Genomic DNA, 25,514 nt, shown 5'->3' with positions numbered 1-25,514 from the left:
GCTAACCGGACATTTCGCCGCCTGCTCCCCGATGTGAGGGCGTGGCGCGGGGGTGTGTCAGATGACGGTCTCCGCCTCGGCGTAGCGCTCGGCGGGGACCGTCTTCAGGTCGGCGACGGCGTCGGCCAGCGGGACCAGGTTGATGTTGGTTCCCTGCAGCGCGGTCAGGTGGCCGAACGCGCCCTTGTGGACGGCCTCGACGGCGTGCCAGCCGAACCGGGTGGCCAGGATCCGGTCGTAGGCGGTCGGGGTGCCGCCGCGCTGGACGTGGCCGAGGATGACCGGGCGGGCCTCCTTGCCGAGCCGGTGCTCCAGCTCGCCCGACAGCTGGGTGGCCACGCCGGTGAAGCGCTCGTGGCCGTAGATGTCGATGGTGCCCTCCTGCCACGGCATGGTGCCGGGCTCCGGCTTGGCGCCCTCGGCGACCACCACGATGGCGAACTTCTTGCCGCGCTCGAAGCGCTCGCGCACGACCTCGGTCAGCTTCTCGATGTCGAAGGGACGCTCCGGCACGACGATCGCGTGCGCACCGGCGGCCATGCCCGCGTTCAGCGCGATCCATCCGGTGTGGCGGCCCATCAGCTCCACGACCATCACGCGCTGGTGCGACTCGGCGGTGGTCTTGAGCCGGTCCAGCGCCTCGGTGGCCACCGACACGGCCGTGTCGAATCCGAAGGTGACGTCGGTGCAGGCGATGTCGTTGTCGATGGTCTTGGGCACGCCGACGATCGGCAGGCCCGCGTCCGACAGCATCCGGGCCGCCTTCAGCGTGCCCTCGCCGCCGATCGGGATGATCCCGTCCAGGCCCAGCCGCTGACACATCGCCTTCGCGGCCGGCACGCCCTCGCGCAGCTTGGACGGCTGAACCCGGGTCGACCCCAGGATCGTGCCGCCCTGCGCCAGGATTCCCGACACCGACTCCAGGGTCAGTTCCTTGTAGTCCTCTTCCAGCAGACCGCGCCAGCCGTCCACGAACCCGATGATCTCGTCCCCGTGGTCCACCACGCCTCTGTGGACCACGGACCGGATCACGGCGTTCAGACCTGGGCAGTCCCCACCACTGGTCAGCACACCAATACGCATCGTTTGACTACTCCCGAGCAGAACCGGCGACCGGACGGAAATCCGAACGGGGATCCGCAGATCCGTAATTCGGACAAATCAACCCTATCGCGATGATACCGAGCAGCGGCTTCCGGTCATGCCGAGTCGGTCGCCAGGGCGGCGCCGTCGGCGCCCTGCGGGGAAGTTCACCAGAGGTGAGTAAAGGGTGGACTGGGCCGCCGGCTAGGCCGGCGCCTGGACCGCCGCGATGCGCTCCGCACGCAGCGCGTCGTACCAGGTGTTGTCCGCCGGCGGCAGTGCGCTGACGTCCAGGGCCAGTTTGATCAGCAGGTCGGCGATGAGCGGGTTGCGCGCCATCACCGGGCCGTGCAGGTAGGTGCCGAAGACGGTGTCCCGCCAGGCGCCCTCGGTGCCGTCGCCGGTGCCGTTGCCGCCGCCGACGGTGACCCGGGCCAGCGGCGAGACGCCCTGTCCCAGGTGGGTGATGCCCTGGTGGTTCTCGAAGCCGGTCATCGTCGGCAGGCCGAGACGCGGGTCGGGCTCGGCGAGGATGTCGCCGACGTTGCGCTTGCCCTCACCGCGCGTGCTCCACACGTCCAGCAGGCCGAGCCCCGGCGTCCGCTCGCCGCGGTCGTCGATGAACTCGTGGCCCATGATCTGGTAGCCCGCGCAGACGCCGAAGACGATCGCGCCGTTCTCCACGGCACGGCCCAGACCCGGGTCCTGCCGCAGCCGCTCGCCCGCGAGCCGCTGCGGACGGTCCTCGCCGCCGCCGATGAGGTAGATGTCGCCGCTGGTCGGCACCGGCTGGTCCGAGCGCACGTCGATGCGCTGCACGTCCAGACCGCGCTGCCGGGCGCGGCGCTCGACCACCAGCACGTTGCCGCGGTCGCCGTAGGTGGAGAGCAGGTCCGGGTAGATCCAGACCAGCCGAAGGGCGCTGTCACTCATGGCGGGAGGTCCTCTTCTTTCGTTCCGGACGCCGTCAGCCCTGCACGTCGCGGCGCAGCTGCTGGAACGCGGTGTAGTTGGCGATCGCCTCGATCCGGCCGGCCGGCGCGGCGGCCACGGCCTGCTGGATCGAGTCGACGACCTGGAACTGCACGCCGGCGACCTCCAGTCGCACCGCGAGGTCCAGCTTGCGCTGTCCCATCACGAAGACCGGGTGCCCGACCAGGCGCTCGTAGTCGACGTCCCAGAGCCAGGAGGTGTCGGTGCCGTCGGCGGACAGGGCGTTGACCGAGAGCACGACGGGCGCGGGCGCCGGGTCGATCAGGGTGAAGGTCTCCAGCCAGCCCGCCGGGTTCTTCGCCAGCAGCATCCGCACCTCGCGGCCGTTCACCAGCACCGACTCGTAGCGCCCGGCGACGGCCTGGACCGTCTCCATCCGCTGCAGCGCGGTCTGCGGGTGCACCCCGAAGACCGAGGCGACGGCGGCGGTGCTGGCCGCGTTGGAGAGGTTGGCCCGGCCGGGCAGCTGCAGCCGGATCGGCCACGGCGTCCCCTGCGGGTCGACCACGAACTCGCCCTGGAGCGCCCAGTGCGGCTGCGGACGGCGGAAGCCGCAGGCGGGGCAGAACCACTCCTCGTCCGGCCGCTGCATGACGCCGCCGCAGGCCGGGCAGGACCAGGCGTCCTCGCGGTAGGCCTGGCCGGCCGCGACCCAGATGACCTTGCGGCAGGAGGAGGCCGCCCAGGTGACCAGCGGGTCGTCGGCGTTGGCGATGACGACGGCCTCGGTGCCGGACAGGCCCTCGCGCCACTTCTCCGCGAGCATCCGGGTCTCGGAGGAACGGTCGAGCTGGTCGCGGGAGAGGTTGAGCAGTGCGATGGCCTTGGGGTTGGTGTCGCGGGCGACGCCGGCCAGGTACTTCTCGTCGACCTCGATCACGCCGAACTGCGCGTCCCCGCTGCCGGCCAGCGCGGAGGTGATGCCCGCCGGCATGTTCGCGCCCAGCGCGTTGGAGACGACGGGCCCGGCGGCGCGGAGCGCCTCGGCGATCAGACGGGTGGTGGTGGTCTTGCCGTTGGTGGCGGAGACCAGGATGACGTCCAGGTTCTCGGCGAGGCTGCGCAGCAGGTCCGGGTCGAGCTTGAGGGCCACGCGTCCGCCGATGACGGACCCGCTGCCGCGGCCCGCGGCGCGCGAGACGGCGGCGGCGGCCTTCCCTGCGGTGACGGCCAGCTTGGCGCGTGCGGTCAGCGAGGCCGAGGGCGCGGCCGAATCGGGGTGCGCGGACATCGGTTGCTCTCCTCCTGCGGGACGGCCCGGCGGGGCATCAGGCTGTCGTAGCCTACCGGCAGGATCGGTTCCGCCGTCGTCGGCGTCCACGTCCGCGCTTGTCACGGGCCCGGCGGCGCCCGCATAGAGTCGTCCCATGCTCTCCCGCATTCCCGGCAGCGCCGGCTCCGTGCACCCCGTCACGCCCTGGGCGAAGGCCGTGCTGCGCACCCCCTGCCGGGCCGTCGACACCTTCGATGACCAGCTCGAACGTCTTATCGAGGACATGTTCGCGACGATGTACGCGGCGGACGGGGTGGGGCTGGCGGCCAATCAGATCGGCGTCGGTCTCCGTGTCTTCGTGTACGACTGTCCGGACGACGAGGATGTCCGCCATCTGGGACATGTCGTCAACCCGGTCCTGGTCGAGGCGGACGGTGTGGTGGTCGCCGGCGAGGAGGGCTGCCTGTCCCTGCCGGGTCTGCGGGCCCAGACCCCCCGCTTCGACCGCGCGGTGGTGCGCGGCCAGGACGTCACCGGCGTGCCGCTGGAGATCGAGGGGACCGGCTTCTTCGCCCGCTGCCTCCAGCACGAGGCCGCGCATCTCGACGGCGGCGTCTTCCTCGACTCCCTCACCGGCCTCCGCCGCGCCCGCGCCCTCCGCGCCACCCGCCGCGCGGCCTGGTTCGTCGCCCCGGAGTAGGTCCACTCCGCGACGGCGGTCCGGTTGCACCACCTCAGGGGCGCGGGGAACTGGCCGAGAAACCACCCGGGGCGGATGGCCCTGCGCGTTGAGGACCATCCGCACGCCGGTGGCTTGTCGCGCAGTTCCTCGCGCCCCTGATGGTGCAACCGGACCTTGCTTGAGAGGTGTCGCGCCCGTGCGGCCGGGCCGCGCAGTTCCTCGCGCCCCTGAGGTGGTGCAACCGGCCCGTGAGGGGTGGCTCATTCGCCGTTCTTGGTGGCGGTCGGGTTCTCCGCGGCAGCGGCGAGGCGGCCCCAGAGGAGGTCGGCGAGGGTCTGGACCATGCGTTCGCGGGGGAAGGGCTGGTGTTCCAGCCACCAGTCGCCGGCCGCGAGGACCATGCCGGTGATCGCCTGGCCCCAGGCCTCGGCCACGAGGTTGCCGTCCGGGCCGAGATCCACCTGTACCGCCACCGCGTGGCTCAGCTCCGCCGCGATCGCCCGCAGCGTCGGCGCCAGCGGGCCCGCGGGGGAGAGGCTGTCCGCGGCCGGGTCGGGGTGGGCGAGGAAGCGGTAGACCTGAGGGGCGGACTCGATCGCGCCGAGGTAGGTGTCGAGGACGTTCTCCACCCGTTCGCGCCGCTCCAGCGGCGCGTCCAGCGCGGCACGGATGTGCTCCAGCAGCGCCGCGCTGTGGCGGTCGGCGAGGGCGCGGTAGAGGCCGTTCTTGTCGCCGAAGTGCCGGTAGAGGATCGGCTTGGTGATGCCCGCCTCGGCCGCGATCGCGTTCATGCTCGCGCGCGGTCCCTCCCGGCGGACCACGCGGTCCGCCGCGTCCAGCAGCTCCGCGCGCCGCTCATCCCGATCTGGGCTTTCAGGGCTTTCGGGTCTTTCCTGGGGACTGGACACGATGCCTTGACATTCCTTACTACCTAGTAACAACATGGAGCCACTAGCCTCTGTTACCGACGGTAACACCTGGCGGCTCAAGATCCGCCTCACCTCCAGCTCACATCCAGTCAGCGCGTCGCGCCCGGGGAGAATCACCATGACCGGCTTCAACCTCGCCCTCAACGACGACCAGATCGCCGTCCGCGACTGGCTGCACGGCTTCGCCCGCGATGTCATCCGACCGGCCGCCGCCGAATGGGACGAGCGGGAGGAGACGCCCTGGCCGATCCTGCAGGAGGCCTCCAAGGTCGGCATCTACTCGCTGGACTTCTTCGCCCAGCAGCAGTTCGACCCCACGGGTCTCGGCATCCCGATCGCCATGGAGGAGCTGTTCTGGGGCGACGCGGGCATCGGCCTGGCCATCGTCGGCAGCGCGCTGGCCGCCGCCGGGGTCGTCGCCAACGGAACGCCGGAGCAGGTCGGCACCTGGGCGCCGGAGATGTTCGGCACGCCCGGCGACGTCAAGCTCGCGGCCTTCTGCTCCTCCGAGCCCGACGCGGGCTCCGACGTCGCCGCGATGCGCACCCGCGCCGTCTACGACCAGGCGTCGGACGAGTGGGTCATCAACGGCACCAAGACCTGGGCCACCAACGGCGGCATCGCCAACGTCCACGTCGTCGTCGCCTCGGTCGACCCGGAGCTCGGCGCGCGCGGACAGGCGTCCTTCATCATCCCGCCGGGCACGCCGGGGCTGAGCCAGGGTCAGAAGTTCAAGAAGCACGGCATCCGCGCCTCGCACACCGCCGAGGTCGTCCTCGACAACGTCCGGGTCCCCGGCGACTGCCTGCTCGGCGGCAAGGACGCGCTGGACCACCGGATGGCCAGGGCCAAGGAGCGCGCGGCCGCCGTCGCCCGCGGCGAGCGGGTGGAGCAGGTCAAGAACGCCGCCATGGCCACCTTCGAGGCGTCGCGTCCGGCCGTCGGCGCGCAGGCGATCGGCCTGGCCCGCGCGGCGTACGAGGAGTCGCTGGAGTACGCCAAGACCCGCGAGCAGTTCGGCCGCCCGATCATCGACAACCAGGGCATCGCCTTCACGCTCGCCGACATGCGCACCCGCATCGACGCCGCCCGGCTGCTGGTCTGGCGCGCCTCGTGGATGGCGGCGAACGGCCAGCCGTTCACCGCGGCCGAGGGCTCGATGTCCAAGCTCTACGCGGGCGAGACGGCGAAGTGGGTCACCGCCCAGGCCATCCAGATCTTCGGCGGCAACGGCTTCACCCGTGAGTACCCGGTCGAGCGGATGCACCGCGACGCCGCGATCTACACCATCTTCGAGGGCACCAGCGAGATCCAGCGCCTGGTCATCGCCCGCACCCTCTCGGGCATGCCGATCCGTTGACCGGCTGACCTCACAGCTGCGGGCCCCACAGGGTCAGCAGCGGCCAGAGCGAGACCAGGAACCCGGCCAGGACCGCGTACCCGCCCACCCGGCGGGCGCGGCCCGTGCCGGTCCTGGGCGGCGGCGTGGCCCGGCTCTGCTCGGGGGCGCGGTCGAACTTCGCCAGGGCGATGAGCGTCGCCCCCGCCGCGTCGGGGCGGCGGCGGACCCGTACGTCCCAGGGGCGGGCGGGGTCGTGGTCGACCTGGACGATCCGGCCGGCCTTGAAGTCGTCCAGGTCCATGATGTTGACGACGGTCCGTGCGTGGACCCGGTACGCCGGGGCGCCCTCGGGGGCGACGGTGAGGTCCAACCGCAGGGTGAGGTCCGGCGCCTCGCCGCCCGCCTGGACCGACTCGATCCGCGCCGGGGCGGTCCGGAACGCGGCCGGGCCCTCGCCCGGCCTCCCGCGGCGCGAGCCCGCGGCCAGCAGCGCGCCGCCGACCAGGCCGGTCCACGGGGCCAGGTTCAGTCCGACGACGAACAGCACCACGCCCACGCCGGTGCCCAGCCGCAGCGCCCCGGTGAGCACCGCCCCCAGCTCGGCGCCCATCAGCGCGCACAGCACCACCCCGACCAGGAACACGGCTCCCCCTCTTCGCACGACCGCTCCCTTCGACTGCCGCGACATGCTCCCACCCCGCCGTCGCGCCGGGACAGGGCCCGCGCGAACCCGTGACACGGTCGTCGACGGCGCAGCACAGGTCTGACACAGTGGCGCGCATGTCGACCATGCTGCGGATCGGCGTACTCGGCGCCGCCGCCATCGCGCCGAGCGCGCTGATCAAACCCGCCAGGGAGAACGCGAGGGTCTCCGTGGTGGCCGTCGCGGCCAGGGACCGCGTGCGTGCCGCCGAGTTCGCCAGGCGGCACGGCGTGCCCACGGTCCACACGGACTACACCGAGCTGCTCGCCGACCCGGACGTCGACGCGGTCTACGTGCCGCTGCCCAACGGCCTGCACGCCGAATGGACCCTGAAGGCGCTCGACGCGGGCAAACACGTCCTGTGCGAGAAGCCGTTCACCGCCAACCGGGCCGAGGCCGAGCTCGTCGCGGACGCCGCCGACGCGGCACGGGCGGAGCGCGGACTGGTCGTCATGGAGGCCTTCCACTACCGCTACCACCCCCTCGCGGAGCGGATGCGGGAGATCGTCGCGAGCGGCGAGCTGGGGGAGGTCCGCCGGATCGAGACGGCCCTGTGCTTTCCGCTGCCCCGCTTCGGCGACATCCGCTACGACTACGGGCTCGCGGGCGGGGCGGCCATGGACGCGGGCTGCTACGCCGTCCACGCGGCCCGGCTGCTCGGCGGCGAGCCGCGCGTGGTCTCCGCACGGGCGCTCACCATGCGCCGTGACCCCCGCGTCGACCGGGCGATGACCGCCGAGCTGAGCTACCCCGGCGGCGCGACCGGCCGGGTGCGCGCCTCGATGTGGTCCCGCAGCCTGCTGTCCATGCGCGCCCGGGTGGTGGGCTCCGACGCCACGATGAGCGTGTTCAACTTCGTCGCCCCGCAGGTGTTCCACCGGCTGACGGTGCGTCCGCCCAAGGGCGGCCCGCGCCGCGTCGAGCGGGTCGCCGGTCCGTCCAGCTACGCCTGCCAACTGGAGGCCTTCGCCGCGGCGGTGCTGGACGGCGGCCCCGTGCTCACCCCCGCGCGTGACGCCGTGGCGACGATGGGCCTGCTCGACGACGTCTACCGGGCCGCAGGACTCCCGCTGCGAGGGGAGCGCTGACCGCTCAGGCCTCGGTCCGCAGCGCGGCGATGTGCGGCGGCAGCGCGATGCCCGGAGCCAGGTCCGGGGCGGGCACCGGCGCGCCGTAGACCGTCCGGATCGGGACGTTGCCCGCCCACAGGCCGAGCGACGCGTCCGGCCCTTCGCCGTCCTCCGGCGGGCCCGCCGCGATCTTGACCGAGGCCTCGGTGAGGTCGAGGGCCAGCAGCGTGGTGGCGGCCAGCTCCTTGCGGTTGGGCAGGCGGGCGTAGTCCCACTGTCCCGGAGCGCACTGCTCGGTCAGCACCCGCAGACCCTCCAGCTTCTCGTCGCCGTCGGCGACCCGCGGGGTGCCGAAGACCATGACGCTGCGGTAGTTCACGCCGTGCTCGAAGACGGACCTGGCCAGGCTGAGCCCGTCCACGTGGGTCACCGTGACGCAGACCTCGGCCGCCGGGTCCTGGGCCAGGCTGCGGCTGGCGACGGAGCCGTGGAAGTAGAGGGTGTCGGCGGTCGCTCCGTAGCAGGTCGGCACGGCCATCGGAGTGCCGTCCACGACCACCGCGAGGTGGCAGACGAAGCCCGCCGCCAGCACGGCGTCGAGCTCCTCCTTGCGGGTGCTGCCGTTCTCCCGCATCCGCCGATGGCGTGTCCGCTCGGTGACTGCGATTTCCGACATGGGGAGCACTCTCCTGCAACTGTATCCGTCGGATCGGACGGAGGCGGGCACGCATTTCGTACCCGTGAGCTGCACCGTAAACGAAGCGGAGGCCTCCGGGCAATGGTCTTCCGCCCCGTTCGGCCCCCGCCGCGTTCAGCCCCGCTCCGCGAAGGCGGCCGCCACCGCGTCCCGGTCCGCGCCGGAGCCGAGCAGCAGCCTCAGCAGCACGCGCGCCTTGTAGGGGTGCAGCAGGCCGCCGTCGATCAGGCCGTGGGAGAGCAGCTCGGTCTCCGAGCCGGGGGAGCGGTAGGTGCTGCGCAGGACCGAGCCGGCCCCGGTGCGGGAGGTGAGCACCACGGGCATCCGCGCCGCCAGTTCGGCCAGCGCGGGGACCAGCACGGCGGGGACGTGCCCGACCCCGAAGCCGGCGAGCACCACGGCGTCCTGACCGGCGGCGAGCGCGGTGAGGGTGTCCGGGTCGTCGTCCAGGGTCACCGTGTACAGCGCGACGCGGGCGCCGGCGGTGGGCGGCGGCAGCGGCGCGCAGCGCACGGGGGCGGTGAGCACCCGGACCCGGCCCTCGATCACGTGCCCCAGCGGGCCGGTGTCGGGCGAGACGAAGGTCGCGGTGCTGGTGCTGTGGGTCTTGCGGACCCAGCGCGCCGCGTGGATCTCGTCGTTGAACACGACCAGCGCGCCGAGCCCGCGGGCCGGAGCCGCCGCGGCCACCCGGGCGGCCGCCAGCAGGTTCGCCGGACCGTCCGGCCCGGCGAGGGTCGGATTGCGCATCGCGCCGGTCAGCACCAGCGGCGCGTCCTGCGCCCAGACCAGGTCCAGCAGGTAGGCCGTCTCCTCCAGGGTGTCGGTGCCCTGGGTGATCACCACCCCCGGTGCGCCGGCCCGCACCGCCGCCGAGGCGGACTCCGCGACGGCGAGCACCTGCGCGAAGGTGAGGCTCCCGCTGCCCACCGGCTCCAGGTCCTGTATGTCCAGCGGCTCGTCCAGGGTCTCCAGGCCGGGGACGGCGGCCGTCAGCGCGGCCCCGTCCAGCCGGGCCGCTCCGGCCATCGAGATGGTGCCACCCAGTGTGAACAGCGCGATGCCCACGGCGTCCCCTCGCTCCCGCGTGATCGTCCTTGATCACGGCGTGCACACCCTACTCACCCGATCTACCGTGGGGTGGAGCACGTGGAGGACGACCCGAGGAGGCAGTCATGCCCGGTTCCACCACTATCGGCCGCATGGAGCGGCTGGTCATGCTGAGCCATCACGACGCCGAGCGCCTCGCGGACACCATGGACCGGATGGCCGCGATGATGGCCTCGGACGGCGCCGACCGGATGACCGACGCCCAGATCGCGATGCTCAGCGGCGGCGACGCGTCGATGCGCAGCGAGTACGCGGCATGGGCCGCGGAGCTCGGCCGCTTCGTCCGCGGGCACCTCTGACCGCGCCACCCCGCAGGCTCTGTCCCATAGGAAACGGCGGCGATCCGCCGCGGCCGTGCTGCTACGCTCGGTCCATGATCTGTGCGCCGAACCAGCGAATGATGCGCCCCTCCCGGGGCTGCTGACACACGGACGCGCGCACCACGCCGCACACCCGAGGCCCCGTCACCAGGGGCCTCCTGCATGTGCGCCGCAGGCCCCTCCCGCCCACAGTCCTCCCGTCGGGGGAGAGCAGGAGCGCCTGATGAGCTACTACGTCACGACCACCATCCCGTACGTCAACGCCCGCCCGCACCTCGGCTTCGCCCTGGAGCTGGTCCAGGCCGACGTGCTCGCCCGGCACCGCCGGACCAGGGGCGGCGCGGTGCGCTTCCTGAGCGGCACGGACGAGAACTCGCTGAAGAACGTCCTCGCCGCCGAGGCCGAGGGCGTCGGCGTGCAGGAGCTGGTCGACCGCAACGCCGCCGCGTTCGCGCAGCTCGCCGGACCGCTGGCGCTCTCCTTCGACGACTTCATCCGCACCAGCCGCGACCCGCGTCACCGCGTGGGCGTCGAGTACCTGTGGCAGCGCTGCGCCGCGGCGGGGGACTTCTACCGCAAGCAGTACGTCGGCCTTTACTGCGTCGGCTGCGAGGCCTTCTACGCGGAGACCGAACTCGTCGAGGGCCGCTGTCCCGAGCACGGGACGGAGCCGCAGCAGGTCAGCGAGGAGAACTGGTTCTTCCGCCTGTCCCGCTACGAGCAGCGGCTGCGCGAGCTGATCACCGACGGCCGGCTGCGGGTCGAGCCCGCGGCGCGGCGCAACGAGGTGCTGGCGCTGATCGACTCCGGTTTGCAGGACTTCTCCGTCTCCCGCAGCCGCGCCCGCGCCCGGGGCTGGGGCATCCCGGTGCCGGGCGACGAGGACCAGGTCGTCTACGTGTGGTGGGACGCGCTGGGCAACTACGTCACCAGCCTGGGGCTCGGCGGGGAGGGCGACGACTTCGCGACCTGGTGGGCGGGCGAGGGCGAACGCGTCCACCTCGTCGGCAAGGGCGTGGTCCGGTTCCACGCCGTCTACTGGCCCGCCATGCTGCTCTCGGCGGGCCTGCCGCTGCCGACGCGGATCCTGGTGCACGACTACCTGACGGTGTCCGGCCGCAAGATCAGCAAGTCCGGCGGCGGCGCGGTCGCCGACCCCACCGACCTGGTGTCCCGCTTCGGCGCGGATGCGGTCCGCTGGTGGCTGCTGCGCGAGGTCCCGCGGGTCGGCGACGCGGATTTCACCGAGGAGCGCCTGATCGCCCGCGCGGACGCGGACCTGGCCGGCGGCTTCGGCAATCTGGTGCACCGGGTGGTCACCATGGTCCACCGCTACCGGGACGGCGTCGTCCCGACCCCCACGGTCTCCACGACGGCGACCTCCGAGCTGCGCGCGGTCTGCGCCCGCGCGGCGGGCCGGGTGGACGCGGCCCTGGACGACTTCGACTACCGCGCGGCGGCGGGCGCGGTCTGGACGCTCGTGGAGGAGGCCAACCGCTGCATCGACCGCACCCGCCCCTGGGAACTCGCCAAGTCGGAGCGGGGCGGTGCGCCCTCACCCCGACTCGACGCGGCGCTGGCCGCGCTGGTCGCGGCCTGCCGCGCCCTGGGCGACGAACTCCGCCCGTTCCTGCCGGACGCGGCCGAGCGCATCACGGAGCGCTGCACCCCGGTCGACGGCGTGCTGCCGCCCTCCCACCCGCTCTTCCCCCGCCTCGGCGTCCCCGAGAGCGCCTGACGTTCGAACGATGGGAGGTTGCACTCCCAGGTCGTGCAACTGACCCTTTGCTGTGAGGCTCCGCGCCCATCCGCGGAGCCGGGGATCGGCAGTTCCGCGGGCCCCTGGGGGAGTGCAACCGGCCCCCTGCTTGAGGCACTCAGTTGAGGGACTCCTCGAGGCCGGTCACGGCCTCGGTGAGGATGGAGGCGTCGCGGAGGATCTCGTCCGGGGTGCCGTCGGCGGAGTCGGACCAGAGTTGGTAGGCGTCGCGGACCGGGGTGAGGTCGACCTTGGTGCCGGTGCGGGCGGCGACCGCCGCGATCGTGAGTTGGTCGCGGACCACGCCCGCGAACGCCGCTGCGCCGGGGGAGGGCGCGGTCGCGGTCGGGGCGTGCGCCTCGATCAGCATCGACGTGCGGCCGATCGCCGCGACCGCCGCCCGCGCGTCGGAGAGTTGCGAGGGGCGCAGGCCCCGATGGCGGACCGGCTCGGTCGCCGCCGAGTCGTCCGCCGCCCGCAACGCCGCGCGCGCCGCGCGGTAGTCGAGCAGGGCGTCCCGCATCGCGCGGCGTGTGACGGGGCCCGGCGAGGCGAAAGCCTCCAGCGTCGCCGCCGCGTACTGTCCGGCCGCCGAGATCTGGTCCGCCAGACGGTGCGGCAGCCTGACGGTCTGCCAGGTCGGCCAGACCGCGTACGCGGCGAACGCCAGCAGCCCGCCCAGTAGCGTCATGCCCACTCGTTCCGCCGCCGTCCGCGACAGCGTCAGCCCGTCCATGGACAGCAGGAAGACGACGTAGACGGTCACCAGCGTGCTGAGCGCCATGTAGCCGGCTCGCATCGTCAGGTACGCGCCGCCCACCGCGACCACCGCCAGCGCCCCGCAGACCCACGGCGCCGGCCGCGCGGCCACCATCACCGCCGAGGCGACGCCGACGCCCACCACCGTGCCCGCCAGGCGGGCCACGCCCCGGCTGTAGGTCTGCGAGAAGTCGGGCCGCATCACCATCATGGCCGTCATCGCGGCCCAGTAGCCGTGGCCGTAGGGCAGCGCCATACCGATGCCCTCGGCCAGCGTCACCACCACCGCCACCCGCACCGCGTGCCGCAGCACCGCGGACCGCCAGGTCCAGTTGCGGCGGATCGCCACCACGGTCAGCGGCAGCAGCTCGCGGACGCCGGGGCGGGGGAGGTAGCGCGGGGAGTCGTCGTCCGGAGGGGTCTCCAGCGCGTCGTGGACCTCGGCGAGCAGGCCGATCAGGCGCAGCGCGGTGTGCCGGGCGATGCCGTGCAGGATGGGGCCGTCGTCCGGGAGCGCCAGCGCGGCGTAGGCCCGTTCGGGGATCTTCGGGGACACGCCGCTGCGGATCGTGTGGGCGGCCATGTCCAGGATGTCCGCCGCCGCGGCCAGCAGTTCTCTGGCCCGGTCGCGCTCGGGACCCTCCTCCGCCGCGCCCACACGGGGATCGGCCAGCGCGGACATCGCCGGGCGCATCCGTTCCACCAGCGGGCGGACACCGGTGAGCTCGGCGGGCCTGCTGCGGGCCTGGCCGGGCGTCACCACCGCGGCCTCGCGGGCCGCCATCAGCGGGTCGGGGTCGAAGGGCGCGAAGGGGTCGTGCCGCAGCCGGCGGGCGTAGTCGGCCATGGAGGCGCAGGCCTCGGCCAGCGCCTCGCGGTGCGCGCCCCAGCGGTTGACCGGCCAGACCAGCACGAGCAGCGCCTGGATCACGCCGCCGGCCGCGATGACGCCCGCGTGCTGCGCCGCCTGCGAGACCGACTCGGTCAGACTGACCACGACCAGCATGACGGCCACCGTCATGCTCGCCAGGATCCCCGCGGTCTGGCCGCCGACCCAGGCCAGCCCCGCGCCGAAGGACCAGAGGGCGACCACGCACAGGAAGAGCGCGGGCCACGGCGAGGCGACGTAGCCGACGAAGGTGCTGACCGCGAGCCCCAGCGCGGTCGCCAGGGCCAGCCAGGGACGGGGTCGGTAGCTGCGCTGGAAGGTGGCCATCCCGGCCATCTGCGCGCCCAGCGCCGCGGAGGTCGCCATCGCCGGACCGCTCAGCGCGAGCGCGCCGAACAGGGCGATCGCGACGCCGAGCGCTCCGCGCAGCGCGGCCAGCGGCTGGTTGGTCGCCCGCTCCACGCGCAGACCGGACCGGGAGGTGGCCTTGAGCGAGCGGTACCAGCCGTTCAGGTGCGGTTTCAGGGAGGGCGGCATCGTCTGTCAGCGTACGTGCTCCGGCCCGTCCGACGGAGCCGTCAGCCGTGTGTGCGCGGGATGCGGCGCCGCCAGGAGCGCTCGAACACGACCTCGCCCCGCTCGGTCGCGGTGACCTGGTCGTCCGTCAGGAAGTCCGCGCCGTCGGTGCGGATCTCCGAGCGGGTGCGCACCTCGACCTCCCAGCCGAGCTCCGGGCGGGCCAGGCCGACAACCCACTCGGACCGTGTCCGCGCGCTGATCGGGTCGTCCTCGCGGATCGTGTAGCGGTCCACCGCGGCCTCGCGGACGACCAGGCCGTCCGGGTAGGTGCGCGGGCCCCCGTAGCGGGGGTCGACCTCCAGCACCCACTCGCCCGCGCCGACGTCCCTGCGCACCACCCGCTCCGGGCCCAGCGTCGCCGGGTCGGCGAAGACGACGCCGAGCGGCGGGGTCTGCTCCGGCTCCTCGAAGCGGATCGGCGGGCGGCCGCGGTCGGCCGAGCCGTCGCGGACCGGCAGCTCCAGCTCGCTCGCCGCCGGGTCGACGGTGAAGCCCCGGGCGTCCGGGTGCGGCCAGACCCAGGGCCAGTAGGCCGAGGAGAGCGCCAACCGGATCCGGTGGCCGGGCGGGAACGCGTGGCCGACCCCCCAGAGCTCGAACTCGACGTCCTCGGTCGCGCCCGGGGTCCACTCCACCGTGTGCGCGCGGCCCCGGCGGCTGAGCAGGTTGAGCACGCCGCGGGTGACCAGCGTGGAGGAGCCGTCGGGGGCGACGTCGCAGAGCCGGGCGATCACCTGGCCGCGGCGGGCCGGGCAGGTCAGCCGCAGCCTGACCCTGGCGCGCCCCAGGATCTCTACCCGGTGCCCGAGGGCGGCGGTGTCGAAGCAGACCGAGCGGCCGTCCTCCTCACGCTGGTCCGGCGGCAGGTCGGCGTCGTTGCCGAAGGGGAAGAAGCGGGCCGCGTCGACGCCGGTGTGCTGCGGCGACACCACCCGGACCGGTCCCGGTTCGGGATGCTTCATCGTGCCGTCGAGTCGATATCTCGTCATGTCGATCTCGGGCGCGGGCCAGGTGTCCGCCGCGACCCAGCGGCCCTCGCGGACGGAGCAGCCGGTCGCGGGCGGCGCGGACTCGTTGATCCAGGCCCGGAGCAGCGGCTCGTCCATGACGTCGTTGTCGACGTCCCTGAGCCAGTGGTCCCACCAGCGCAGCGTCTCCTGCAGGAAGCCGATCGCCGGCCCTGGCGGCAGACCGCGGTCCGGGTACTGGTGCGACCAGGGGCCGAGGATGCCGCGCACCGGGGCGTCCAGGTGCGCGACCAGCCGCAGCACGGTGTCGCGGTACGGGTCGGCCCAGCCGCCGACGGCCAGCACCGGGGCCGTGATCGCGGAGTAGTCCTCGCAGACGCTGCCGTGCCGCCAGTAGTCGTCCCTGGCCTGGTGGGTGAGCCAGGTGTGGACGAACGGCTCGACCCGCTCCAGCCGGTCCCGCCACATCTGCCGCCAGCGGTCGCCGACGAACTCCGGGTCGGGCGGCCTGCAGACGAAGGCCAGCATGGTCGCCGCCCAGGCGTGCATGTCGACGGCGAGGACCGACCCGCCCAGGTAGTGGACGTCGTTGTCGTAGCGGTTGTCGGTGGAGCAGACGGTGACCACGGCGCGCAGTGCGGGCGGCGCGAGCGCGGCGATCTGCAGGGCGTTGAAGCCGCCCCAGGAGATCCCGAACATGCCCACCCGGCCGCTGCACCAGGGCTGCCCGGCCAGCCACTCGACCACGGCGACCCCGTCGGCCAGCTCGGTCGCGTCGTACTCGTCGCCGGGCCGGCCCTCCGAGTTGCCGTGGCCGCGGATGTCGACGCGGACCGAGGCGTAGCCGTGCCCGGCGTACCAGGGGTGCCGCTCGGCGTCGCGCGGCGCGGTCCAGTCGGTGAGCCGGTAGGGCAGGTACTCCAGCAGGGCGGGCACGGGTTCGTCGGTGACCGGCCGCCAGATCCTGGCGTGGAGGCGGACGCCGTCGGGCAGCGGGATCCAGGTGTCCTGGACGGTGGTGCGGAAGGGCAGGTCCTCGCGGTGGCGCATGGCGGGTGCGGCTCCTAGCGGACGGGGAGCAGTGCCGGGGCGCGGGTGGCTGTGTCGACAAAGCGACCCTTCGTCAGCGCCCCGCCGAGTGCCGGCACGGAGGTGCTCGCGCCCAAGGAAACCGGCCTCCCTTCGCCGCGCCCGGTGGTCCTGTCATGCTTTGAGCGCAGATGTCCGGATGGGCGGCTGGCACGAGCATAGGCGAGGCGAGGGCGCTCAGCCGCTCGGCTCGCCTTCAGCCGCTCGCCGCCTCAGCCGCCCGCCCGGGGTTCAGCCGCCCGGGCGGGGTTCAGCCGCGGGGCCTCTCGTTCCAGCTCGCGACGACCGGCCGGCCGTGCTCGGTGCTGAGTCGGCTGATGGTCCCCGTCGCCAGCTGGAAGAGCGCGCCCCCCGACGGCGGCAGCCCGAGCCGCCGCGCGGTGAACACCCGCAGGAAGTGCGCGTGCGCGACCAGCACCACGTCGCCGCCCATGCCGTTGGCCAGCGCGGCCTCGGTCTTGGCGATCACCCGGTCGGCCCGGATGCCGACCTCTTCAGGGGTCTCGCCCGGATGCCCCTCGGGCCCCGGCGCCACCCCGTCGGTCCACAGGTTCCAGTCGGGCCGGGTGCGGTGGATCTCGCGGGTGGTGACGCCCTCGTAGGCGCCGTAGTCCCACTCGTGCAGATCGGGATCGACCCGCGCGTCCAGTCCGGCCAGCTTGGCGGTGTCCTGGGCCCTGCCCATCGGGCTCACCAGGGCGAGACAGATCTTGTGCTCGCCCAACAGCGGGGCCAGCGCCCGTGCCTGGGCCTCCCCGACGGAGGTCAGCGGCTTCTCGGTCCAGCTGGTGTGCTGACCGGACAGGCTCCACTCGGTCTCGCCGTGACGCACCAGGATCAGATCGCTCATGCCGCCACGCTACCCGGCGGGCCACGCAATTCGCTCGCCCGTGCGGGCCCTGCTGCCCTAGCGTCCGGGGCGTGAGCAGCCGACTTCGCGCCTATGCCGAGCAGAACCAGTCCATCGCCGAAGCCGGTGCGTACGGCACGGCCGACGGGACCCGGGTGTCCGTCGCCGCACCGCTGGCGGCGGCGCTCGCGGGCACCCGCCTGTTCGGGCCCGACGAGCCGCTGACCCCGCCCGGGGCCGGGGGTTCGGCCGGTGGAACGGCCTTCGAGGTGACCGGCGAGGGCAGCCTGGGCGCGGCGCGCCGGCTGGTCGAGACCGGCGGCGGCCCCGTCGCGGTGCTCAACTTCGCCTCCGCGCGCAACGCCGGCGGCGGCTACCTCGGCGGGGCCCGCGCCCAGGAGGAGGACCTGTGCCGCCAGTCCCTGCTCCACCCCTGCCTGCTGCGCGCACCCGAGTACTACGCGGCGCACCGCGCCGGCGACGACCTGCTCTACAGCGACCGGGTGATCTGGTCCCCGGACGTCCCTGTCCACCGCGACGAGCGCGGCGACCTGCTCGCGGAGCCCTTCCCGGTCTCCTTCCTCACCTGCCCCGCCCCGAACGCGGGCCAGCTGCTGCGCCGCGAGCCCGACGCCGGTCCGCGCATCCGCGAGGCACTGGCGCGCCGGGCGGGCCGCGTTCTCGGCGTCGCCGCGCAGCAGGGCGCCCGGCGGCTGGTGCTGGGCGCGTGGGGGTGCGGGGTCTTCCGCAACGACCCGCGCGAGGTGGCGGCGGCTTTCGCGACGTGGCTCGCGCCGGGCGGCGCCTTCGCGGGGGTCTTCGACCGGGTCGTGTTCGGGGTGTGGGACCGCGCCCAACCCTCGGCGAACCGGGCGGCGTTCGCCGAGGTCTTCGCTGGGTGGTGAGCCGGTGATGCGGTCGGCCGAACCCGGCTCGCGCCGGGCTTCCATGAACCTCGGTCAGGCGCACGCACGGTCACAAGTCCAGGGCACAGCGGAGCGGGTGGCCCCAGCCGCGCGCCTGGATCTCTGCGAGGGTCTCGGAAGCCGGTCCCCGGGCGGCGCTGTGTCGGCCCGTGCCTTCCGACCTGGGCGAGCGAGAAAGCTTGGACCTGCCGCGGTCCGGCCTGCACCGATTTCCTCACGAGGCGCTGCTGGTCGACTTGGCTGTGGTTGATTGGGGCGCACGCTGATGGGCGTGGCCTGGATGTGGTTGCCGTGGGATGGGAGTGGGAGACGTGCGTCTGACCAAGGGCCAGAACATGCCCGTCGTTGTTGCGGGGTTGCGTCTGGAGCTGAGCCGGCGACACGACCCGCAGGGTGTGGACGCGGACGTGTCGGCGTTGCTCCTGGGCGCGAACGGCAAGGTCCGGGACGATGCGGACTTCGTTTTCTACAACCAGCCGCGCCACGCCTCCGGTGCCGTCGTACACCTGGGGAAGCAGGTGGAGGAGGCCGTCGCCGCGGATGTGGTGCTGGTCGATCTCGACCGTGTGGAGCCGGAGGCGGACCGGGTGGCCTTGTGTGCCTCGGTCGACGGAGGCACCTTCGGCCAGTTCGGCCAGATGCAGTTGCGCCTGGTGGAGCCCGCGTCCCGCACGGAGGTCGCGACGTTCGATGTCGAGGCCGGGGCCGAGACGGCGTTGGTGGTCGGTGAGCTCTACCGCCGCCAGGGCCAGTGGAAGTTCCGTGCCGTGGCTCAGGGCTACGCCAATGGACTGGCGGGACTTGCGACCGACTTCGGGATCACCGTCGAGGACGAACCCCCTCGCCGGCAGGAGCCGCCTGTCGTGACCGGTTCGGCGGTGGGGCCTTCAACCCCGGACCCGGCGGTGCGCCCCGTCCAGAGCCCGGGGGAGGAACGGCTGCCGCTGGACATACGCAAGCGTCTGTCGCTGCGGAAGGAGCAGATCACCGTCAGCCTGCGCAAGCATGGCGGCGCAGCCGAGCAGAAGGCACGGGTGATCCTGGTCCTGGACGCGTCAGGATCGATGGCGCCGCTCTACGGCAAGGGCGTCGTTGCGGATGTGGTGGAGCGGATGGCGGCCGTGGCCGCGCAGCTCGACGTCGACGGTTCCATGCAGGCGTGGACCTTTGCCAGCAACCCGGCCCGGCTGCCCGATCTCTCCCTCGGGGATCTGCCGCAGTGGATCCGGCGACATGTGCGGGTCGGCCAGATCAGCCTGTTCCGCCGCAAGAAGAAGTCCAGCCGCCTTGCTGCGGACGGACAGGTCGACATGGCGGCGGTCGGCATCCAGAACGAGGAGCAGAAGGTCATCTCCGAGGTGAGGGAGTTCGTGCGCGACAATCCGGTACCAGAGCCCACCTTCGTACTGTTCTTCTCCGACGGCGGCGTCTACCGCAATGCCGAGATCAGGAAGGAGTTGTGCGAGGCGGTCGAGGAACCGCTGTTCTGGCAGTTCATCGGTCTTGGCCGCGCCGACTACGGCGTCCTGCAGAAGCTCGACACGATGCCGGGGAGAAGAGTCGACAACGTCGGGTTCTTCGCTGTCGACGACATCGCGGGCATGTCCGACTCCGACCTCTATGACCGGCTGCTGACGGAGTTCCCCTCCTGGATCAGCGCCGCCCGCCTGGCGGGCATCGTGTCCTCGTGACGCTGCCCCGGGCGTGTCAGGTGTTCGCCGGACGAACTGCCGACACCCGAGTAGCATATGACGCGTGCTCATGACAATCGGAATGTGTGCGACGTGACGATCTTCATCAACCAGCCCGGAAGTCGGGTGAGATGAGTACAGTCATGGCCATGTCAAGCGTAGAGCTCGCTCTTAAGAACGCCATGTCCATCGAGGGCGCCATCGGCGTGGCTCTGGTCGACTACAACAGCGGCCTGGCCCTGGGCACCCTGGGCGGCGGCCCCGAAATGGATCTGAACGTCGCGGCCGCGGGTAACACCGAGGTCGTGCGGTCGAAGCTGCGCACCATGGAGATGCTCAACCTGCATCACGAGGCCATCGAGGACATCTTGATCACCCTCTCCGGCCAGTACCACCTGATCCGGCTCCTCACGAAGAAGGGCGGCGAGGGCCACTTCCTCTACCTGGCTCTGGACCGCCGCCGCGCCAATCTGGCCATGGCCCGCCTGAGGCTGCGCCAGGTGGAGGACGACCTGTCGCTGTGACCGAAGACCGCGAACCATGGGAACCTCTGTAGAGCTGTGGCGGCCCCGTTCGACGCCGGCCGCCATCCGCTCGCTCAGCGATGCTCTGGACTGCGCCCTGGCCCTCAACGGCGCGGTGAGCACCGTCATGGGCACACTGCCGGACGAGGTTTTGTCCACGCGACAGGTGTCCACCGCTCCCGCCGGCTTCGCCCTCGCCACCGCGGGGGCCGCCCTGGCCTACGCCCGTCGCAGCGACACGGCTTCCGAGGCGCCGCACGAGATCATGATCACCGGAGCGGCCCACTGTGTACTCATGCAAACGACGGTCACCCCCACGGGCCTGGTCTTCGCCCAGGTCACCCTTGAGCGCCGCCATGCCAATCCGGCGCTGGCCCAGTGGGACCTGCGGCGAATCCTCCACCGCCTCCCGGGTCTTCCACCGTCCGACAGCCTCCCCCGCCGCCCCGTCGGCGCCCACGTGACGGCCGCCGTCGCCTCGGCCGAGAGCGCGCCGCTGTCCCTGCTCCAGAGAGTCCTCGACCGGCTGCGCGCGCTTCCCTGACTCCCGCCGCCGCCTGGGCGGGTGTTCTGACGATCGACCAGGTCGGCTTCAGGGCCCGACCCGATGCACGTTGCCTTCGACCCTCCCCGAGCTCGCACGGCTCCGGCCGACGAAGGCCGGAGGCCTCGTGCGGGTGCCGGCCCCGCCCGGGCCTCCCGCGGCCTCCGGCCGTCGTGGACCTACACCGTTCGCACCTCGTGCGCGACCACCCGCCCGCCGACATCGACGACCCCGTCGGGGCGCGGCCGGGTCAGGATCTGCGAGCCGGTCCCCTGACGGATGCTCAGCGGGCGCTGCAGCTCGGCCGTGAGCACGACCGCGGCCGCGCCGGTCGCCTCGTCCTCCTCGACGCCGTCCCCGCGCCCGGGGAAGCCGCGCGTCCGCACCTCGCCGGCGGCCTCGTCCGCCCAGGCCCACGCGTAGAGCCACCCGGTACCCAGCGGCGGCACGGTGAGGGCGTCCACGTCCGCGACGCTCCCGTACCGCTGGGTCCGCCGTCCGGCGGCCCAGGCCGCCCGGCCGCGGATCCAGCCGAACTCCCCTTCCTGCCACGCCGGGACGTCCCCGGCCTCCGGCCGCAGGGTCTCCGCCGCGAACCCCTCCCTGCGCAGCAGCCACGCCGTCCCGACCAGGGGATGCCCGGCGAAGAGCAGGCGCGCGCCGGGCGTGTAGATGTCGACCCTTCCCTCCCCGGCGTCGTCGACGAACACCGTCTCCGAGAAGCCGAGCTCCCTGGCGAGCCCCTGCCGCTCGCTGCGCTCGCGATACGCGGCCCCGTCCAGCACCACCCCGAGCAGATTCCCTGCGCTGCCACCAGGGCCGCAGAAGACCCGGAGAACATGAAGATCACTCATGGGCCCATCCAAGCACCGGTTCGCCCGCGCACCTGAGCCGCTCGGTCGTCGGCCGAGCAGGGCAGTCAGGCGGACTCGGCTGCCCGACAGGCGGCAGGCCCGACCGGCGCGGTCCGGCCTGCCCGCTTCGCCCTGCTGCGCCGCTCGTCCGGCGTCCTCGCCGGAACGGCCCTCACACCCCTGGCCGGCCTGGCGCTGCCGGCGCTGCGCCCCGCGGGTGGCCGCCGAGTGCGAACGGCTAGCGCCGCAGGCGGGCGGCGAGGAGGGCGACGTCGTCCTCGGCCCGGACGGCGGCGAGGCCGGTGAGGGCGGTGTCGAGGAGGCGCTCCAGCGGGGCGTCGGGGTCGAGGTCGAGGGCGGCCAGGGATTCGAGGGAGAGTTCGATGTCCTCGCCGCGGCGTTCCACCAGGCCGTCGGTGTAGAGCAGCAGGACCGAGCCGGGCGACAGCGTCAGCGTCGTGCCGCGGTAGTGGCCGACGCCCGCGCCGAGCGGTGGATCGCCGGGAAGCTCGACGAACTGCGCGCCCAGGCCGCGCCGCAGCAGCAGCGGCGGCAGGTGGCCCGCGCCCGCCAGGGTCAGCGTGCCCGCGGTCGGGTCGATCTCGGCGACCACGCAGGTGGCGACCCGGTCCAGGCCCAGGGCCTCGACCGTGCGCTGGGCCTCGCTGAGGATCTTCTCCGGACCCCAGCCCTGGAACGCGAGCGCCCGCATCAGCGAGCGGTATTCGCCCATCGTGGCCGCCGCCTCCAGGCCGTGGCCCATCACGTCGCCGACGACCAGCAGGGTCCGGCCGCCCGGCAGCGCCATCGAGTCGAACCAGTCACCGCCGACCTCGGCCGTCTTGCCGGCGGGCAGGTACCGGCCCGCGCACTCCACGTCGCCGTGCGGACGGGTCCGCTCCGACAGCAGGGCGCGCTGCAGCACCAGCGCCGTCTCGTGTTCGTGCGCGTAACGCTGCGCGTTGTTGATGCTGTTGGCCGCGCGCCTGGCCAGCTCCTCGACCAGGTCCACGTCCTCCTGCGAGAACGGCGGCGACCCGCCCGCCCGGACCAGGTTGACCACGCCGATCACGCCCTCGCGCACCGCCAGCGGCACGCACAGCGCCGAGTGCATGCCCAGCCTGCGGTAGCGGGCGACCCGGTCGGCGTCCGGGGCGTCCGCGGCCAGCTGGTCGTCGGCGGGCAGGTTGGAGACGACGGGCCGCTGCTCGGCCAGGCAGCGCGCCGCGGCGGAGGAGGGCTGCGGGCTGTGCGTGGAACCGGTCGCGCCGAACTCGCGGCCCGCCTTGACCAGCGTCGGCGTCGTGCTCATCGCCAGCCGTCGCAGCCGCGGCCCGTCGCCGGGCCGCTCCGGCCGCTCACCGCCCTCGACCATGTCGACCACCGCGATGTCGGTCAGCCGCGGGACCAACAGCCGGGTCAGCTCCTTGCAGGTCAGCTGGACGTCCAGGGTGGTGCCGATCCGGGTCGCGGCCTCGTCCAGGAGCGCCAGCCTGGTGCGGGCCCGGTCCAGGGCGCGGCGGATCCGGCGGTCCTCGGTGATCTCCAGAACCATGCCCACGACGCCCAGCACCTCGCCGGCCGGGGTCTCGAGCCGGTTGTACGCGTTGTGCCACCAGCGCAGCTCGCCGGAGGGGTCGGCCGCGGTGGTGCCCTCGACCGTGTGGTGGCGCGGCACCCCGTCCGCCATGACGGCCCGCAGCTCGGCCTCGGCCGCCTCGACGTTGATGCCGGGCACCACCTCGGCGATCCTGCGACCGACGTGCAGCTCCGCGGCCACGCCGTTGACCTGCGCCAGGGCCTCGTTCACGTAGGTGTAGCGCAGCTCGGTGTCCAGCACGGCGACGCCCACGATCGCCCGGTCAAGGATCTGCCGCAGCAGCCGCAGATCGCCGGCGGGTCCGGCGACGGCTTCGTCCACCGGCCCCGGCCGCGAGTTCGCCTCGCCCATACGCAGATCGTCCCATCCCCGTCGCAGCCCCGCCGGGCGGCGATGCCACCCGGCGGGCACGGCTGCCTTCCGCTGGACACGAAAATGCAGAAACGCCGACCCGGATGAAACCGGGTCGGCGATTCCGATGCGTGCGCGAGGGGGGACTTGAACCCCCACGCCCCGAAGGGCACTAGCACCTCAAGCTAGCGCGTCTGCCATTCCGCCACCCGCGCATCGGACTCTGTCCGCTCTGGCCTGTCGGCCTCGCTGACGAGGTAAACCATAGCAAAGATCAGCGGGGGTTCCGAACCACGTTTCCCGGCCGACTGCGGCAGCCCTGCCGACCGCGTTCGGGCCGGGGACCTGCGCCGATGCGCGGCGCTCTTGGGCGGCGGCGCACGGCCGGGGGAGGATGGGCCGGGGCCGCGGGCCGGGAGTCGCCGGAGGCGGGCCGACGTGACGTGGGAGAGAGGCTGAGCAGCGTGAGCGAGACAGTGGGCGTCAACCCGACCGGGGGCTCCGGCGAGGGCTTCGGCGAGGCGGAGGTCGCCGACCTGTGCCGGGACCTGATCCGGATCGACACCAGCAACTACGGCGACGGCTCGGGCCCCGGCGAGCGCGCCGCCGCCGAGTACGTCGCCGAGAAGCTCGCCGAGTTCGGTCTGGAGCCGCAGATCATCGAGTCGGACAAGGGCCGCGCGAGCACGATCGCCAGGATCGCCGGGGAGGACTCCTCCCGCCCGGCGCTGCTGATCCACGGCCACACGGACGTGGTCCCGGCCAACGCCGCCGACTGGACCCACCATCCCTTCGCCGGCGAGATCGCCGACGGGATGGTCTGGGGGCGCGGCGCGGTCGACATGAAGGACATGGACGCGATGACGCTCGCCGTCGTCCGCGACCGGCTGCGCAGCGGGCGCAGGCCCCCGCGCGACATCGTGCTCGCCTTCCTCGCCGACGAGGAGGCGGGCGGCGTCTACGGGGCGCACCACCTGGTCGACAGGCACCGGGGGCTGTTCGACGGGGTCAGCGAGGCCATCGGCGAGGTCGGCGGCTTCTCCTTCACCGTGGACGAGAACCTGCGGCTCTACCTGGTGGAGACCGCGGAGAAGGGCATGCACTGGATGCGGCTCACCGTGGACGGCACCGCAGGCCACGGCTCGATGACCAACAAGGACAACGCCATCACCGAGCTGTGCGAGGCGGTGGCCAGGCTCGGCCGGCACCAGTTCCCGGTGCGGATCACCAAGAGCGTGCGGCACTTCCTCGACGAGCTCTCCGACGCCCTGGGCGTCGAGCTGGACCCGGAGGACATGGACACCACGCTGGAGCGGCTCGGCGGCATCGCCAAGCTGATCGGCGCCACACTGCGCAACACCGCGCAGCCGACGATGCTCGGCGCCGGCTACAAGGTCAACGTCATCCCCGGCCAGGCCACCGCGCACGTGGACGGACGCTTCCTGCCCGGCTACGAGGAGGAGTTCCTGGCCGAACTGGACTCCGTGCTGGGTCCGCGCGTGCGGCGCGAGGACGTGCACACCGACAAGGCGCTGGAGACCGACTTCGACGGCCCGCTGGTGGCCGCGATGCAGGCGGCCCTGAAGGCCGAGGACCCGATCGCCCGGGCGGTGCCGTACACGCTGTCCGGAGGCACGGACGCGAAGGCCTTCTCGGAGCTCGGCATCCGCTGCTTCGGCTTCGCACCGCTGAAGCTGCCGGCCGACCTGGATTTCGCCGGGATGTTCCACGGGGTGGACGAGCGTGTTCCGGTCGACGCGCTGAAGTTCGGCGTGCGGGTGCTCGACCGCTTCATCGATCAGTGCTGAATCCACCCGTGCTGAATCCACCCGTGCTGCATCGAGCAGCGCTGATTCCTGACCTTCGCATGGGCGTGCGTATTTCTCACCCCAAAGGGTGAGAGTTTCTGCGGCGTCGTACCCCATTTGCCGCAGCCTCGTTCACCCATATGCAGCTCGGCATACGAGCTGTTCCATGGATGAAGGAGGA

At 72.9% G+C, this 25,514-nt stretch carries 22 protein-coding genes and 1 tRNA gene; 10 read left to right on the top strand and 13 right to left on the bottom strand.

What is annotated here, in order from left to right; translation table 11 throughout:
* Positions 1-57: 57 nt before the first annotated feature.
* The 3 genes from BS83_RS16270 to BS83_RS16260 all read right to left on the bottom strand — a co-directional run bounded on the left by BS83_RS16270 (position 58) and on the right by BS83_RS16260 (position 3,307).
* Entirely contained in the window at positions 58-1,083 is a 1,026-nt protein-coding gene (locus tag BS83_RS16270; RefSeq protein ID WP_037604520.1) for a 6-phosphofructokinase, read from the bottom strand.
* Positions 1,084-1,287: 204 nt separating this feature from the next.
* Complete coding sequence (locus BS83_RS16265; protein ID WP_037604519.1) at positions 1,288-2,016, bottom strand: type 1 glutamine amidotransferase; 729 nt, start codon at positions 2,014-2,016, stop codon at positions 1,288-1,290.
* Between the two features lie 34 nt (positions 2,017-2,050).
* Positions 2,051-3,307, bottom strand: coding sequence for a MurT ligase domain-containing protein (locus BS83_RS16260; protein WP_051943131.1), 1,257 nt, complete (start codon positions 3,305-3,307; stop codon positions 2,051-2,053).
* A gap of 136 nt (positions 3,308-3,443) precedes the next feature.
* Here BS83_RS16260 and def point away from each other — a divergent pair, with 136 nt between their 5' ends.
* Positions 3,444-3,989 carry a peptide deformylase gene (gene def / locus BS83_RS16255; RefSeq protein WP_037604518.1) on the top strand — a complete coding sequence of 182 codons (546 nt, stop codon included), beginning with the start codon at positions 3,444-3,446 and terminating at the stop codon, positions 3,987-3,989.
* Between the two features lie 242 nt (positions 3,990-4,231).
* Here def and BS83_RS16250 read toward each other — a convergent pair whose 3' ends face one another.
* Positions 4,232-4,915 carry a TetR family transcriptional regulator gene (locus BS83_RS16250; protein WP_084713565.1) on the bottom strand — a complete coding sequence of 228 codons (684 nt, stop codon included), beginning with the start codon at positions 4,913-4,915 and terminating at the stop codon, positions 4,232-4,234.
* Positions 4,916-5,018: 103 nt separating this feature from the next.
* Between BS83_RS16250 and BS83_RS16245 the strand changes: the two genes are divergently transcribed.
* Positions 5,019-6,260, top strand: coding sequence for an acyl-CoA dehydrogenase family protein (locus BS83_RS16245; protein WP_037604516.1), 1,242 nt, complete (start codon positions 5,019-5,021; stop codon positions 6,258-6,260).
* A gap of 10 nt (positions 6,261-6,270) precedes the next feature.
* Here BS83_RS16245 and BS83_RS16240 read toward each other — a convergent pair whose 3' ends face one another.
* The gene (locus tag BS83_RS16240; protein ID WP_157597201.1) at positions 6,271-6,903 is read right to left on the bottom strand and encodes a hypothetical protein; all 633 of its coding nucleotides are present in this window, start codon (positions 6,901-6,903) and stop codon (positions 6,271-6,273) included.
* A 119-nt stretch (positions 6,904-7,022) separates the two neighbouring features.
* Between BS83_RS16240 and BS83_RS16235 the strand changes: the two genes are divergently transcribed.
* Complete coding sequence (locus BS83_RS16235) at positions 7,023-8,033, top strand: Gfo/Idh/MocA family protein (RefSeq protein ID WP_037609162.1); 1,011 nt, start codon at positions 7,023-7,025, stop codon at positions 8,031-8,033.
* A 4-nt stretch (positions 8,034-8,037) separates the two neighbouring features.
* Here the strand turns inward: BS83_RS16235 and BS83_RS16230 are convergent, their stop codons facing one another.
* Entirely contained in the window at positions 8,038-8,691 is a 654-nt protein-coding gene (locus BS83_RS16230; RefSeq protein ID WP_037604515.1) for a pyridoxamine 5'-phosphate oxidase family protein, read from the bottom strand.
* A gap of 135 nt (positions 8,692-8,826) precedes the next feature.
* Complete coding sequence (locus BS83_RS16225; RefSeq protein WP_037604514.1) at positions 8,827-9,780, bottom strand: asparaginase; 954 nt, start codon at positions 9,778-9,780, stop codon at positions 8,827-8,829.
* A gap of 107 nt (positions 9,781-9,887) precedes the next feature.
* Here BS83_RS16225 and BS83_RS16220 point away from each other — a divergent pair, with 107 nt between their 5' ends.
* Both BS83_RS16220 and metG read left to right on the top strand, forming a co-directional pair.
* A complete protein-coding gene (locus tag BS83_RS16220; RefSeq protein ID WP_037604513.1) occupies positions 9,888-10,121 on the top strand; it encodes a hypothetical protein in 234 nt (77 codons plus the stop codon).
* A gap of 244 nt (positions 10,122-10,365) precedes the next feature.
* A complete protein-coding gene (gene metG, locus BS83_RS16215; RefSeq protein ID WP_037604512.1) occupies positions 10,366-11,880 on the top strand; it encodes a methionine--tRNA ligase in 1,515 nt (504 codons plus the stop codon).
* Positions 11,881-12,019: 139 nt separating this feature from the next.
* On the opposite strand, the gene BS83_RS16210 is transcribed toward metG, so the two are convergent.
* The 3 genes from BS83_RS16210 to BS83_RS16200 all read right to left on the bottom strand — a co-directional run bounded on the left by BS83_RS16210 (position 12,020) and on the right by BS83_RS16200 (position 17,035).
* Positions 12,020-14,086, bottom strand: coding sequence for an FUSC family protein (locus BS83_RS16210; protein ID WP_037604511.1), 2,067 nt, complete (start codon positions 14,084-14,086; stop codon positions 12,020-12,022).
* A 41-nt stretch (positions 14,087-14,127) separates the two neighbouring features.
* Positions 14,128-16,146, bottom strand: a complete 2,019-nt coding sequence (locus tag BS83_RS16205; RefSeq protein ID WP_037604510.1) for a CocE/NonD family hydrolase — start codon at positions 16,144-16,146, stop codon at positions 14,128-14,130.
* 289 nt (positions 16,147-16,435) lie between these two features.
* Positions 16,436-17,035: a histidine phosphatase family protein gene (locus tag BS83_RS16200; protein WP_037604509.1), complete on the bottom strand. Its 600-nt coding sequence runs from the start codon at positions 17,033-17,035 to the stop codon at positions 16,436-16,438.
* Between the two features lie 71 nt (positions 17,036-17,106).
* Here BS83_RS16200 and BS83_RS16195 point away from each other — a divergent pair, with 71 nt between their 5' ends.
* The 4 genes from BS83_RS16195 (at position 17,107) to BS83_RS16180 (ending at position 20,720) form a co-directional block, all read left to right on the top strand.
* A complete protein-coding gene (locus BS83_RS16195; protein WP_037604508.1) occupies positions 17,107-17,940 on the top strand; it encodes a TIGR02452 family protein in 834 nt (277 codons plus the stop codon).
* A 317-nt stretch (positions 17,941-18,257) separates the two neighbouring features.
* Positions 18,258-19,652 (top strand): VWA domain-containing protein, encoded by a 1,395-nt coding sequence (locus BS83_RS16190; RefSeq protein WP_037604507.1) that lies wholly within the window; start codon positions 18,258-18,260, stop codon positions 19,650-19,652.
* A 149-nt stretch (positions 19,653-19,801) separates the two neighbouring features.
* Complete coding sequence (locus BS83_RS16185) at positions 19,802-20,176, top strand: hypothetical protein (RefSeq protein ID WP_037609160.1); 375 nt, start codon at positions 19,802-19,804, stop codon at positions 20,174-20,176.
* 16 nt (positions 20,177-20,192) lie between these two features.
* On the top strand, positions 20,193-20,720 hold the full coding sequence (locus tag BS83_RS16180; RefSeq protein ID WP_037604506.1) for a hypothetical protein: 528 nt from the start codon (positions 20,193-20,195) through the stop codon (positions 20,718-20,720).
* 179 nt (positions 20,721-20,899) lie between these two features.
* Here the strand turns inward: BS83_RS16180 and BS83_RS16175 are convergent, their stop codons facing one another.
* The 3 genes from BS83_RS16175 to BS83_RS16165 all read right to left on the bottom strand — a co-directional run bounded on the left by BS83_RS16175 (position 20,900) and on the right by BS83_RS16165 (position 23,740).
* On the bottom strand, positions 20,900-21,574 hold the full coding sequence (locus tag BS83_RS16175; RefSeq protein WP_037604505.1) for a PhzF family phenazine biosynthesis protein: 675 nt from the start codon (positions 21,572-21,574) through the stop codon (positions 20,900-20,902).
* 238 nt (positions 21,575-21,812) lie between these two features.
* Positions 21,813-23,525, bottom strand: coding sequence for a SpoIIE family protein phosphatase (locus tag BS83_RS16170; protein WP_051943127.1), 1,713 nt, complete (start codon positions 23,523-23,525; stop codon positions 21,813-21,815).
* A gap of 132 nt (positions 23,526-23,657) precedes the next feature.
* Positions 23,658-23,740, bottom strand: a tRNA-Leu gene (locus tag BS83_RS16165).
* A gap of 240 nt (positions 23,741-23,980) precedes the next feature.
* Between BS83_RS16165 and BS83_RS16160 the strand changes: the two genes are divergently transcribed.
* Positions 23,981-25,333, top strand: coding sequence for a M20/M25/M40 family metallo-hydrolase (locus tag BS83_RS16160; protein WP_408641093.1), 1,353 nt, complete (start codon positions 23,981-23,983; stop codon positions 25,331-25,333).
* Positions 25,334-25,514: the final 181 nt, after the last annotated feature.

The organism is Streptacidiphilus rugosus AM-16 (genome assembly GCF_000744655.1).
GTDB classification, from domain to species: Bacteria; Actinomycetota; Actinomycetes; order Streptomycetales; family Streptomycetaceae; genus Streptacidiphilus; species Streptacidiphilus rugosus.
This window is presented reverse-complemented; position numbering and strand designations above follow the sequence as displayed.